Raw genomic sequence first — 13,169 nt, forward strand, 5'->3', positions numbered from 1 at the left:
TGGTTTCTCCTTAATAAATATGTACCGTCCCGGACTTACCCCTGAAATACATACCTTCTCAGCCGTTCAAAGGCTTCCTTTACACGGCTTAAGGGAAGGGCCAGGTTCATGCGGATGCTCCAGGGACCGAAAAACATCTTTCCGTCCTGCCATGCCACGCCCACATCCCAGCCGGCTTTTTCCACTTCCTCTAGTGTCTTTCCATGTTTCCTGCACCATTCCTCCACATCAATAAACAGCATATAGGTGCCTTCCGGGCGTGAAACCTTTACTCCTTCAAAATGAGTTTCGATATAATCTGCCGCATAATCAATATTTCCCGTAATGGTCGCGCACAGCTCGTCCACCCACTCATATCCCTCCGGCCTGTAAGCGCCGATCAGGGCGTGCATGGACAGCACATTCATCTCATTGTAGTGGGACAGGGAGGACTCCTTCTCTACACGGTCGCGGATCCAGTCATTGTAAATAATATGGTAGCTTCCGACCAGGCCTGCCAGATTAAAAGTCTTGCTGGGCGCATAGAGAGCCACGGTCCGCTGGCGGGCATCCTCGCTGACGCTCTGTGTGGGGATATGCTTATGGCCCAGAGTGATGATATCCGACCAGATTTCATCTGATACAACAAATACATTGTGCCTCTTAAAAATCTCCATAGCACGTTCGATCTCATCCCGTGTCCACACCCGTCCGACCGGATTATAGGGGGAACAGAAAACAGCTGCATGGATCTTATATTCCACAATCTTTTTCTCCATGTCCTCATAATCCATGCGCCATACATTTTCCTCATCCAGATACAGGGGAGAGTGGACAGCGCGGTATCCGTTATTGGCAAGAGATTTAGTAAAGCCGATATAGGTAGGAGAATTTAAAAGCACATGATCCCCTTTGGAGCAAAATACATTTAAGGCGCTGAGAAGACCGCCCAGCACACCGTTTTCATATCCAATATGCTTCTTTTCCAGATCCCTTACCCCGTTTCTCCTTTCCTGCCACCGGATAATTGCATTAAAATAATCATCGGACGGAGAAAAGTATCCAAACGCCGGATGTCCGATGCGTTCAGCCATAGCCTCCTGGACTGTAGGTACAGTAGGAAAATTCATATCCGCTACCCACATGGGGATGATATCAAAGCCTTCTTTTGGAGGATCCGGTGCGAACCCCGGCATTGTGCCAAGTCCGTCAACTGCAATGGCATCTTTTCCATGACGTTCCATAATGCTTGTAAAATCGTACTTCATCTGTTCTCCTCCTTTTGTCCGGTATTGTCTCCCCATACAAATCTGCGGAAATTCCGCTTAATTGCTTTTGCAAGCACATTCATCTCCACTCCCCGGAGCCGGGATACTTCCCGTAAGGTCTGCTCCAGAGAACTGCGGACTGTAAGTTCAGGCAGAGCTGTATGGAACTGTGACTCCATTATACCATGCTTTTCTCCTTCCTCCCAGGCCCATTTCACAGCCCCAAGACCATCTGTTTCTATGAGAAGCCGATCCTCAGGCACCTGTCTGGCTGCCTCCTGAACCGCCGGATTCCACACCACATCCGGCCCGATAGAGACATAGCAGTCCTGATCCAGATACTCCTCCAGATGCTGTCCGCAGGAATACCAGTGAACCAGATAACGGTTAGGATATCTTCGCAGGATCCCGGCAATCTCAGCCTCCTGCTCCTTGGTGTGAAGAACCGCTGGTTTACGCTTTTTGACGGCAAAATCCAGCTGACATTCAAACGCCTCTTTCTGTACGTTAAGAGGTACGTCACACCACAACGTGTCCAGACCGATTTCCCCCATGACCGGCCATTCTTCCATAAAGGGAAACATTTCCTCTGCCCGATACTTATCGCTGTTCCACGGATGAAGCCCTGCGGCAGGAATGATGACCGGATGCACCTCAAAACGATTAAACAGCCGTTTTAATTGCTCCGCCTCTTTTGGGCTTCCCGCACATATCACAGAAGGGATTCCATCCCGAATGCGTTCCCGGATCTCCTCTTCTGTCCCTATATGAGCGTGGGCATCGATCAGACCATCCCCTTCTTCCCAAAACCTGCCTGCCTCTGTCACATATTGTTCTGCTGTGCTGTTTTCTCCTATTTTCACGTTCTGTCTCCCATAATCTCTCTGTAAATCCTGCGGCGCAGTTCCCCCTGACTGTAAAGCCAGTCCCGGCTCCGGTTCTTTTCTGCAATCTCTATCTCGCTTCCGATCCTGCCGCTGCCGGGATCTAAGATCAGGATCCGATCGGATAGATAGATGGCCTCGTCCATATCGTGAGTCACCAGAAGAACGGTGCGGTTTAATCTGGCTCGGACTCCCAGAAGCCAGTCCTGCATCTCTCCTCTGGTGATCACATCCAGCGCCCCAAATGGTTCGTCCAGAAGCAGGATATCCGCACGGCACAAAAGAGTTCTTAAAAATGCGGCTCTCTGGCGCATTCCCCCGGACAAGGCAGAAGGGTATTCATTTTCATAGCCTTCCAGACCAAAAGCCCCCATCTGTGACAGGGCCTCTTTTTTTACCTGCTCCTGCCCTCCATGGATCCTGCCGTAAAGACACACATTTTCCAAAATGGTTTTCCATGGAAATAAAAGGTCGTTCTGGGGCATATATGCAAAATGCTCCGTAATCCCCCGGATTTCCTGTCCATCTGTCAGGATATGGCCTTTTTCAGGAGCGATCACCCCGGTAAGAAGCTTTAAAAGGGTAGATTTGCCGCAGCCGGAGGGCCCTAAAAGGCTTACAAACTCTCCTTCCCGGATGGAAAATTCCAGACCGTCAAATATCTTTTTGTTTTCATAGCTGAATGTAAGACCGGAAATCTCTAATTTCATTGTATCTGCAGGGAAATGCTCCTGCCCCTCCTTTTTATGGTCTGTCCTGTTTTATCATCCGCCGCATTTTTATTGGGGAAGAAATTCATTGGTATAACACTGATCTGCCGGGATATCCTCTTCAATTACGCCATATTCCACCAGAAAATCCGTGTAATTATCCCATACAGAATCCTTCATTTCGCCCCAGCGTTTTGTATCCTCCATGTATTTGCCTGCCAGATATTCCTGTGACATGGTAAGCATTTCCAGAGAATAATCCGGTGCATATTTATGAAGGATCTCTGCGCTTTCCTTCGGATGTTCGATTGCATACCGATATCCCTTTGCAGTAGCCTCCAGGAATTTCTTCGTCATTTCCGGCTTATTTTTCAGCGTATCCTCACTGGCGATAATAACAGGGGTATAGTAATCCAGACGCTTGTCCAGCTGACGCAGCTCCATATAGTTGATAGGAAAATCATTCAGCCGGCATTTTATATTGTCCCATCCCTCAAAAAACCACATAACGTCAACCTTATCCTTCAGCGCCTCAAAGCCGGAGCCGTCTGAAATCACCATATCCAGCTTTGAAAAATCCCCTCCGTCCTTTGCCATCACTGCCTTTAACACGGCCTCCTCTCCCGGACCGCCCCAGCCTGCATAGGTTTTTCCCTCAAAATCCTTCGGAGAATGGATATCCTTATCCCCATAGGTCACAAAGCCTGAGGTATTGTGCTGGATCAAAGCTGCAACCGCTTTAACCGGAAGAGGATCGGCCGAGGTTCGGGCTATGGTCACATCCTCCTGATAGCTGATGCCGAAATCTCCCTTTCCCACAGCAATCAGCGTAGCTGTGGCTCCCTCTGTAGGCTCCACGATACTCACATCCATTCCGGCCTCTTTGTAATACCCCTGATCCAGAGCCACATACATTCCTGTGTGGTTGGTATTGGCAACATAATCCAGAATTACCGTAACATTCTCGGGGCTCTCTCCTTCTGCCGCCTTCTCAGAAGCAGTGTCTGCACAGCCGGACAATCCTGCTGCAACTGCTGCAGCCAAAATCCCTACCGCTATCTTTCTCACAAATATTCCATAGTTTCCCATCTCTTATTTCCTCCTCTTTCTTTCATAGGGAAGGCAGATCCGCCCAAGCAGACGCACAGCCCCATTCACGCACAGGCTGAGACCAATGATCACAGCCACACAGGCAAAAACCTTGTCCAGCATATATCCGTTTTTTACCCGCAGCAGATAATATCCAAGTCCCTGCTGGGAACCAATCCACTCTCCTACCACAGCCCCGCTGATACTGTAAGTTGCAGCCACCTTAAGACCGGACAACAGCGCAGGAAGGGCAGCAGGAATTTTTACCAGACGGTACGCTCCCCATTTTCCCGCACCATAGGAACGTACCAGGTGAACGTATTCCTCATCCACACGGGACAGGCCGTCTGAAAAGCTCACCGCCACAGGAAAAAAGCACATCAAAACCACGGTAAGAATCTTCGGGCCGGAACCAAAGCCCATGTAGATGATCAAAATCGGGGCAAGTACGATCATGGGTACGGTCTGAGTAACGACCAAAAGAGGGTATATGCCTCTTTGCACTGCCGGAAACCGGTCCATAAGGATTCCCAGGGCCAGTGCCAAAATCAGAGAGATCAGAATACCAGCCAGTGCCTCCAATACCGTCACGGCCCCATGGGAAGCCAGAACCGGCCATTCTTCTCCCAAAGCAGCAGCTATGGCTGTAGGTGCGGGAAGAATATAGAGAGGGATATGAAACAGCCTTACCGCCAGCTCCCACAGGAGTAAAATCACCAGAATATAACCCGCCGGAGCCATCCGGCTGCTTACCTGCTTCATGTTCAATCTTATCCTCCTTATATGTTAAAAGGCCTCCATCCCGCAGGACAGAGGCCAAAAGCATTCATATACTCTGTATTTCCCTACGTTGGCATTATCCAAATCAGGTTATGGGTCGAAATTACAATTTCCTCTCAGCCTGTATACAGGCTCCCCTGTTGTCTTATTCCTCTGCCGCGGCATTTACCTCCGGCAGCAGCATGTAATTGTTGTCGCGGTCCGAGTCGTCGATCATGGCGTCCAGCTCCTTTAACAGATAACTGTCCGGCATATTTCTCTCCCACCAGCGGTAGCCCTTGGAACTTCTTATACCCTTTGCATCGATGCGGCGTCCGGCATAATAATCAATATAAACGGAAGCATACACCTCTGCCATGGAATGCTCCACGTCATTTCCCAGATTCTTTACAACACCCCGGATCTGGTCAATGATCAGCTTCTGGATATAGCGCTCCGACCAACCCTCAAAATCCAGAAGATCCGGATTCTGGCTTCCGGTACGCGCCGCCCAGGCCGATACATCCACTGCCTTTGTGCTGTATTCCATACTGCCGTCCCGCTTCCATTCCAGAAGCGCATACTGACAGGGCGGTATGCTGAGTGCGTCCGTGACAATCTCCATGATTCCGTATGAATCATCTGCCGCTCCCGGTTCTGCCTTATGCTTGCGGATCCGCTGAACATGAAGGTGGCCGCTTAAGTACAGCGGCAGTTCATACTTCTGGAACAGCTCGATCACATCGCCATTGTTGTTCATGGCACACTGGGTCGTGTACATCCGGCTCTGAGCCAGAAGATTGTGGTGGCCGATGGGAAGAACGTTCATCCCATCTTCCTTTGCCTTTTTAAGCTGTTCATCTGCCCACCGGAGCGTTTCCACCTTAAGCTGCCCTTCTACCATATTCTTAGGCTCATACTGGCAGGTATCCAGCATCAGGAGACGATTTCTCTCATCCAGCTGATAGACATAGCTCAAAGAAGCATCATCCCGGCTGATAGCCTGGTCGTAGCCGTACATATGGTAAATATTGTAAAATTCTTCCGGCGTCACCGGATCTGTCTCTGCCTTTTCCTCACCGAAATACACGGCTGCATGGGGATTGTTGATATCATGGTTTCCGGGAACAATAAGTACCGGAATCCCGGCGTCCTGTACCCGCATAAGCCCTCTGGCCAGCTCCTCATGGTTTATCTTTTCCCCATTCATGGTGATATCGCCGCTTAAAACCAGAGCCGAGGGATGTTCCTCTATGACCTGATCCATAAATGCTTCTAAAAGCTCCGGCAGATATTCCACCACCTTGCCGTCTCCCCGCTCCACAAAAAGCTGAAAGGCGGCTCCGCCGTCATCTGCCTGGGCGCTCTGATAGTGAAGATCGGTCGCAAGGATCAGCCTGGGCGGCTCATAGGGAACCTCCTCCGGAACAGAAGGAAAAATCTGGGGAAGCTCCTGCTTCCATCCATAGTATCCTTCTTCCCTCTCTACGGGAACATCGCTTTCCTCTTCCTCCGAACCCGTCTCTGCTATGTCCTCTTTCGTTTCCTCTTCCTCTGCAAAATCGATTTCCGGTTCTGTATGGTCTGTGCTTTCCTCAGCCACAGTCCCTGAGGGTGCATTGTTTTCTGTCATTTCCTTTAAAAGGTGCAGTACCCCGAGGCATACCATGATAACCATGGCACACATCAGGGCACTTATGATCCAGGTTTTCTGTTTCATCCGTTATATCCTGCTTTCCATTTCCGAACCGGGGCTAAATAATCCCCAGCTCCTTCATGGCATACGCAATCCCGTCCTCCTCTACTGTCTTTGTAACAAAGGAAGCATAGGGCTCCAGCACCGGGCTGTGATGGCCCATAAGGACACAGTTGGAAGCATATCGGAACATGGACAGGTCATTGCTGCTGTCTCCGAACACATAGGCGTCTTCCAGGGAAATGCCGCAGTGCTTTAACACCTGGTCAATAGCGGTTGCCTTTGAATGACCTCTTGGCACACATTCATAAAAGCCATTTCCCCGGTCAATGATCTCCATGTCCTTCATTCGTCCAAAAAGTTCTTTGGGACGGCTGTTTTCATCGGATCCAAGATAAATCTTGTCAAACACATAGCCTTCATCCTCCCAGTCATGGGGAATGACACAGCCGCCCGCCCGGATCGCATTCTTAAGCTCCTCAACTCTTGGGATGCGGGAAGGCGTTTTATGCATATAGCACCCTTCTGTTCCCTCCAGGATGCCGTCCAGGCCGCACGCATCAATATCGCGCTTCATCTGAAGCCCCCGTTCATAGGGAATCGCGTGGCGGTAGAGAATCTGATCTTGAACTACCACACAGGTGCCGCAGCCGCAGAGAAAGCCGTCTGCCTCTACCTCAGAGCGGATCTGAGACAGGTGGCAGTACACGCGGCCCGTATTGATAAATACAAGATGGCCTCTGCGTCTGGCTTCCTTAAGGGCTTCCTTTGCGCTCTCAGGAATCTGCCGCGTCTTTTCAGAAAGAAGGGTTCCGTCTATGTCAAAAAATAATGCCTTCATTTTATTCATCATCCCTGAATACAATGGTATTTGTTTCCTCGTCCATGCTGTCTACAATCGCAAGAGACTCCAGACGGATCCCCTCGGAACGGATCAGATCTCCGCCTACCTGGAAGCCCTTTTCGATTACAATACCGGCTCCTACCAACTCGGCTCCGGAATCTCTTACCAGTGCGATCAGTCCCTCCAGCGCCTTGCCATTTGCCAGGAAATCATCGATAATAAGAACCTTATCGCCTTTTCCTAAAAATTCCTTTGCCACAATGATATCGTACACCCTGCCATGGGTAAAAGATTCTACCTTGGTGGTGTGAACCTCTCCTGCGATATTTTTGGTCTGGTTTTTCTTTGCAAATACCACCGGCACATCAAAATACTGGGCTACGATACATGCAATTCCAATACCGGATGCCTCGATGGTGAGGATCTTATTTACCTCAGCATCCGCAAATCTGCGCTTAAATTCCTTTCCAATTTCGCCAAAAAGCTTGATATCCATCTGATGATTTAAAAAACTGTCTACCTTCAGAACATTACCGCCCTTGATTTTTCCGTCTTTACGGATCCTGTCTTTTAAGATCTGCATGCATAGTCCTCCTTTTTCTGTGGTATAACCTATGAAACGCTCCCGACGCTTCTCTTATTCCTTTTTATTCTGCCTCTGGGGAAGCCTCAGTCTTCTCCAGAACCCGCTCAGAAACCTTTGCCGGATTTTCTGCTTCATTGACAGCATTGGAAGCCAGATAGTAGAGTACCTTATCCTGAAGCACATACTCGTCTGCCTGCTCCTGTCCGTACATATTGATCAGGGTATCCTTTGACATACCGTTTTCCTGAGCAAAGAGCTCTCTGTCCTCATCTGTGATCTGATCCATTCCCTCGTTTGCTGCGATGGCTTCTACAGTCAGTTCTCTCTTGGCAGCTTCCTCTACGGAATCGTAGATATACTCCTTCATGGCCGGCTCGTTCATGCCGTTGGCCTGAGCCATCTGTGAAAAGCTCATTCCGTACATCTTAGCCTGATTGGTGTATTCTTTTACCATCTGATTGTAGCGGACAGAAAGGCCGTTTCTGGAAAGCTTAAATTCTGAACTGTTGATTACGCTCTGAAGGGCTCCCTCTTCCATATCCTGTTCTGCTGCGGACTGCTTCTGATCCAGCAGATCCTCACGGATGCTTTCCTTATAAGCGTCTACGGTCTGATACTCTTCCTTTGACACCCTCTTTACGAAATCATCGTTCAGCTCTGCCTCCTGCTCCTCCTTTACGGAGTTTACAGTTACCTCAAATACAACCGGCTGTCCTGCCAGGGATTCCTCTCTGTAGTCCTCCGGGAAGGTAAGATTTAATGTCTTTGTCTCACCCTTCTTTGCACCGATCAGGCCGCTTTCAAAGCCCTCGATCATCTTACCGGAACCCAGCTCCAGATCCTGATCCTCTGCAGAACCGCCTTCAAAGGCTTCTCCGTCCTTTGTTCCCTTGAAGTCGATATTTACAATATCGCCCTCCTTGGCGGCCCGGTCTACCTCTACCTCGTTGGGGTTCTGTGCCAGGATAGTCTCTACCTTTGTATCCACTTCCTCATCCGTAACCTCAGGAGCCTCAATATTAACAGTAACTCCCTTGTACTCGGAAAGTGTAACGGTTCCCAAATTTACGTTGCCGTCTGCACTGCCGGAGCAGCCAGTCAGAATAGAAGCTGCCGTAAGGCCGCACAGACAAAATAATGCGATTTTTCTCATAATGGTTTCCCTTTTCTATCATACTATTTTCGCCTGCTCTCAGGCAGGCGCTGTACATAGTTATACCATACAAGACGTTGAAAAAAAAGCCTTTTATGCATAAAATGCCTTAAATGCCTTGTAGGTATTGTACACATCCAGCTTGGAAGCCAGCTCAAAGGGTGAATGCATGGAAAGGATCGGCACACCCAAGTCTACGGTATCCACATCCATATGGGCTACATACTTTGCAATGGTGCCGCCGCCTCCCACATCAACGGCTCCTAACTCTCCTGCCTGCCAGAATACGCCTGCCTCCTCCATAATAGCGATCACTTTTGCCATAGTCTCTGCACTTGCGTCATTGGAAGCGGATTTGCCTCTTGCACCTGTATATTTTGTCAAAACACAGCCTTTGTTGATGTAGCTTGCATTGCGGCTTTCAAATACATCTGCAAAGGTTGGGTCATAAGCGGCATTTACATCAGAAGAAAGGCACAGGGAGGCTCTTAAAATATCCCGTACCGGCGTATGCTCCAGCTCTGCCAGATCTTCGATATAGTGAAGCACATAGTCGGAATTAAGACCCGTATTTCCCTCAGAGCCGATTTCTTCCTTATCTGTAAGAATGGTTACTGTGGTATGGGCCGGTTTCTTTGTCTCAATCTCTGCGGTAAGGGCTGTATAAGCGCATACCCGGTCATCCTGTCCATAGGCGCCCACAAGGCTTCTGTCCAGTCCGATATCTCTTGCCTTTGCGGCAGGAACCAATTCAAACTCTGCGCGGAAGAAGTCTTTTTCCTTAATGCCGTATTTCTCATGGAGAAGAGATAAAACCATCAGCTTTACGGCTTCCTTAATCTCCTCGCCCTCGTAGGGGATGGATCCAATGATCACATTCAGTTCTTCTCCCTTAAGACCTTCTCTTAAAGGACGCTCATTCTGCTTTCCGGCCAGATGAGGCAGAAGATCTGTAATGCAGAATGCAGGCTCATCCTCTTTTTCACCGATGCAGACCTCGATCAGCTCTCCGTTCTTTTTTGCTACAACGCCGTGGATCGCCAGAGGCACGGTTCCCCACTGATATTTGCGGATGCCGCCGTAGTAATGGGTCTTAAAATAAGCGATATCTTCCTTTTCATAGAGCGGATTCGGCTTTAAATCCAGTCTGGGCGCGTCGATATGGGCTCCGTTGATGCGCAGTCCATCCTTTAAAGGCTTCTTTCCAAAGGTTGTGGCGATCACTGCCTTTTCCCGATTTACAACGTATACCTTATCGCCGGGTACATAAGAAGCCTTGCGGTCAAAGGGCTTATAGCCTGCTTTTTTAAGCATCTTTACCGCTTCCTTTACGCACTCTCTTTCGGTCTTTCCTTTGTTCAGAAATTCCTTATAGCCCTCGCAGTACTTAAATGCCTTTTCCTTCTGCTCCGGCGCTTCCTTGGCAATATGGGGTGCGGACCAGGTCAGCTCCTCCTGTAATTTCTGTGCTTCATTTTTCTTTGACATCTTATATATTCCTCCTGTAAGTTAATCTACAATTTAAAGGTGCGGGTGGTCTTTTTTTCTTTTACCTGCCCGCCAAACCGGCTGTGTACCGCATCCAGCAAAACAGACGCAGCCTGGGGATCTCTCTGATCTTCAATCCCATTTAACAGCCCCTCCAGAAAGGCCTGATCTGCCTCTGTCTGCCAGGACAGCCATTTCAAAATCGCTGTTTCCCGCCTGTCCGTCAGCCCTGATGCCGTTTCTCTTGGATGCTGCTTTAAAAATCCCCAGTATTGGTCTTTAAATTCATCGGTGAGACCCCAGGGCCAGTACAGACGGTACACTGCCATCTGAGCTGCCAGACCGGGCCGTTCCTGGATCACGGTATTAGGAAACAGATGGTCATACTCCCGGAACTGAAACTGCGTATCCTCAAAGCAATACCGGTACATATGGCCGCAACCGTGCATTTCTCTCATAATGATCCGAGCCGGGGTATTTTCCACCGATTCCTCAAAAAACTCAGGAAATACCAGTCTGGCAAGAAGCCTTCCCTCCGGGTCCAGATAATCAGCCATAAGTTCCTGGCGCAGCTCGGAAAGAACCTCCTTAAAACAGGACTTTCTGCCCGGTACCACCCGGATCTTCAGATGCTTTATCCCTGTGCAACCGGTAAATACACCGGCTCCCCAATCCTCCACCGTACTCCAGAAGGACAGGGTTTTCAAATGAAAGCAGTTGTAAAAGGCATAAGGGCCTATTTTTCTAAGATACTCCGGAAGAGTCAGCTCATCAAGCCCTGATCCGCAAAGCTCAGGCTCTCCATTAAGCTCTTCCGGAGGAACCTCCCGTCCTCTTACAGTCTGCGAAAAAAAATACCGATCCAGTTCTGTCACCGGCATTCCATCCATACGCTCCGGAAGAACGGGAGCGCCGTCCAGGGTATAACAGCGCTCCAAACAGATTCCTTCCGGTGTTTTTCTATATAATAAGTCCATAGTACCAGTTTAATCAGTTTGAAGAATTTTTTCAAGATGATTTTTGACAGAAAGCCTTCAAACCTCTTGCCACAGCCCCGGTTCTCATGTACAATCGACTGGAATATACAGGACACTCAGCAAGCAGATATAAGGAGTTTAAAGGAAATATGAGTATTTTAAACGTAGAGCATTTAAGCCATGGCTTTGGAGACAGAGCTATTTTTCAGGACGTATCTTTCCGTCTCTTAAAAGGCGAGCATATCGGCCTGGTAGGAGCAAACGGCGAGGGAAAGTCCACCTTTATGAACATTATCACCGGAAAGCTGATGCCTGACGAAGGCAAGGTAGAATGGGCGAAAAATGTAAATGTGGGCTATCTGGACCAGCACACGGTATTGGAAAAGGGAATGACGATCCGGGAAGTCTTAAAAAGCGCCTTTGGGCCCCTCTTTGAAATGGAAGCAAACATGAATGCCATCTGTGACCGCATGGGCGAGGCAAGTGAAGAGGAAATGAATGAGATGATGGAAGAACTGGGAACCATACAGGATCTGCTGATGGCCCATGATTTCTATATTATTGATTCCAAGGTAGACGAGGTAGGCCGCGCCCTGGGCTTAGATGAGATCGGCATGGAGCGGGATGTAACAGAGCTTTCCGGAGGCCAGAGAACCAAGGTGCTGTTGGGAAAGCTGCTGCTGCAAAAGCCCGATATCCTGCTTTTGGACGAACCTACCAACTATCTGGATGTACAGCATATCGAATGGCTGAAGCGGTATCTTCTGGATTATGAAAATGCATTTATCCTCATTTCCCATGATATCCCGTTTTTAAACAGCGTTATCAATCTGGTGTACCATATGGAAAACCAGAGACTGGACCGTTATGTGGGCGATTACGACAAATTCCAGGAGGTCTATGCGGTAAAGAAGGCACAGCTGGAGGCTGCCTACAAGCGCCAGCAGCAGGAAATCGCAGAGCTGGAAGACTTTGTGGCCCGCAACAAGGCCCGTGTGGCAACCCGGAATATGGCCATGTCCCGGCAGAAGAAGCTGGATAAAATGGAAGTCATTGAGCTGGCAAAGGAGAAGCCAAAGCCTGAATTCCATTTCCTGGAAGCCCGTACCGCAGGAAAATACATTTTTGAAACAAAGGATCTTGTGATCGGCTATGATGAGCCTCTTTCCCGGCCTTTAAACCTGGTGATGGAGCGGGGACAGAAGGCTGTGCTGGTAGGTGCCAACGGCATCGGAAAGACAACCCTTTTAAAGAGCATCCTGGGACTGACTCCTGCCTTGTCCGGTTCCGTAGAGCTGGGAGATTACCTGTCCATCGGATATTTTGAACAGGAAATGGCTCCCGGCAATACCAACACCTGTCTGGATGAGATCTGGAAGGAATTTCCTTCCTATACCCAGTATCAGGTTCGGTCTGCCCTGGCAAAATGCGGCCTCACAACCAAGCATATCGAAAGCCAGGTGCGTGTTTTAAGCGGAGGCGAGCAGGCCAAGGTGCGTCTGTGCAAACTGATCAACCGTGAATCCAATGTGCTGCTTTTAGACGAGCCTACCAACCATCTGGATGTGGATGCAAAGGCGGAGCTGAAACGTGCATTAAAGGAATACAAAGGAAGCATCCTTTTAATCTGCCATGAACCGGAGTTCTATGAGGGACTGGCTACGGATATCTGGGACTGCAGAGACTGGGCGCTTCGGCTGTCATAATTATAAAGCCGGCGGGACATCGTCCGGCAT

At 49.2% G+C, this 13,169-nt stretch carries 12 protein-coding genes and 1 riboswitch; of the genes, 1 reads left to right on the forward strand and 11 read right to left on the reverse strand.

Going from position 1 to position 13,169, the window contains the following annotated elements; all coding sequences use genetic code 11:
- Positions 1-35: 35 nt before the first annotated feature.
- The 11 genes from WKT10_RS04855 to WKT10_RS04905 form a co-directional block, all read right to left on the reverse strand.
- Complete coding sequence (locus tag WKT10_RS04855; RefSeq protein ID WP_066550435.1) at positions 36-1,247, reverse strand: MalY/PatB family protein; 1,212 nt, start codon at positions 1,245-1,247, stop codon at positions 36-38.
- On the reverse strand, positions 1,244-2,110 hold the full coding sequence (locus WKT10_RS04860) for a TatD family hydrolase (protein WP_340275853.1): 867 nt from the start codon (positions 2,108-2,110) through the stop codon (positions 1,244-1,246). The genes WKT10_RS04855 and WKT10_RS04860 overlap by 4 nt, the downstream gene beginning before the upstream one ends.
- The gene (locus tag WKT10_RS04865) at positions 2,107-2,841 is read right to left on the reverse strand and encodes an ABC transporter ATP-binding protein (protein ID WP_340275855.1); all 735 of its coding nucleotides are present in this window, start codon (positions 2,839-2,841) and stop codon (positions 2,107-2,109) included. The genes WKT10_RS04860 and WKT10_RS04865 overlap by 4 nt, the downstream gene beginning before the upstream one ends.
- Before the next feature lie 69 nt (positions 2,842-2,910).
- Positions 2,911-3,930, reverse strand: a complete 1,020-nt coding sequence (locus WKT10_RS04870; protein WP_340275857.1) for an ABC transporter substrate-binding protein — start codon at positions 3,928-3,930, stop codon at positions 2,911-2,913.
- A 3-nt stretch (positions 3,931-3,933) separates the two neighbouring features.
- Entirely contained in the window at positions 3,934-4,692 is a 759-nt protein-coding gene (locus WKT10_RS04875; RefSeq protein WP_340276026.1) for an ABC transporter permease, read from the reverse strand.
- Between the two features lie 63 nt (positions 4,693-4,755).
- A riboswitch (TPP riboswitch) is annotated at positions 4,756-4,859 on the reverse strand.
- Positions 4,856-6,409: a metallophosphoesterase gene (locus WKT10_RS04880; RefSeq protein WP_337934238.1), complete on the reverse strand. Its 1,554-nt coding sequence runs from the start codon at positions 6,407-6,409 to the stop codon at positions 4,856-4,858. It overlaps the preceding riboswitch by 4 nt.
- Positions 6,410-6,443: 34 nt before the next feature.
- Positions 6,444-7,250, reverse strand: a complete 807-nt coding sequence (locus WKT10_RS04885; protein ID WP_337934239.1) for an HAD family hydrolase — start codon at positions 7,248-7,250, stop codon at positions 6,444-6,446.
- Complete coding sequence (locus WKT10_RS04890; RefSeq protein WP_066550462.1) at positions 7,228-7,812, reverse strand: xanthine phosphoribosyltransferase; 585 nt, start codon at positions 7,810-7,812, stop codon at positions 7,228-7,230. Before WKT10_RS04890 ends, WKT10_RS04885 begins: the two co-directional genes overlap by 23 nt.
- A gap of 64 nt (positions 7,813-7,876) precedes the next feature.
- Positions 7,877-8,968 (reverse strand): trigger factor, encoded by a 1,092-nt coding sequence (gene tig / locus WKT10_RS04895; protein ID WP_340275860.1) that lies wholly within the window; start codon positions 8,966-8,968, stop codon positions 7,877-7,879.
- Positions 8,969-9,061: 93 nt separating this feature from the next.
- The gene (locus tag WKT10_RS04900) at positions 9,062-10,456 is read right to left on the reverse strand and encodes an aminopeptidase (RefSeq protein ID WP_296034593.1); all 1,395 of its coding nucleotides are present in this window, start codon (positions 10,454-10,456) and stop codon (positions 9,062-9,064) included.
- Positions 10,457-10,482: 26 nt separating this feature from the next.
- Positions 10,483-11,394, reverse strand: a complete 912-nt coding sequence (locus tag WKT10_RS04905; RefSeq protein ID WP_340275862.1) for a leucine-rich repeat protein — start codon at positions 11,392-11,394, stop codon at positions 10,483-10,485.
- Positions 11,395-11,582: 188 nt separating this feature from the next.
- Between WKT10_RS04905 and WKT10_RS04910 the strand changes: the two genes are divergently transcribed.
- Entirely contained in the window at positions 11,583-13,139 is a 1,557-nt protein-coding gene (locus tag WKT10_RS04910) for an ABC-F family ATP-binding cassette domain-containing protein (RefSeq protein ID WP_066550475.1), read from the forward strand.
- Positions 13,140-13,169: the final 30 nt, after the last annotated feature.

The organism is Enterocloster sp. HCN-30185, from assembly GCF_037890305.1.
In the GTDB taxonomy this organism is placed as follows: Bacteria; Bacillota; Clostridia; order Lachnospirales; family Lachnospiraceae; genus Enterocloster.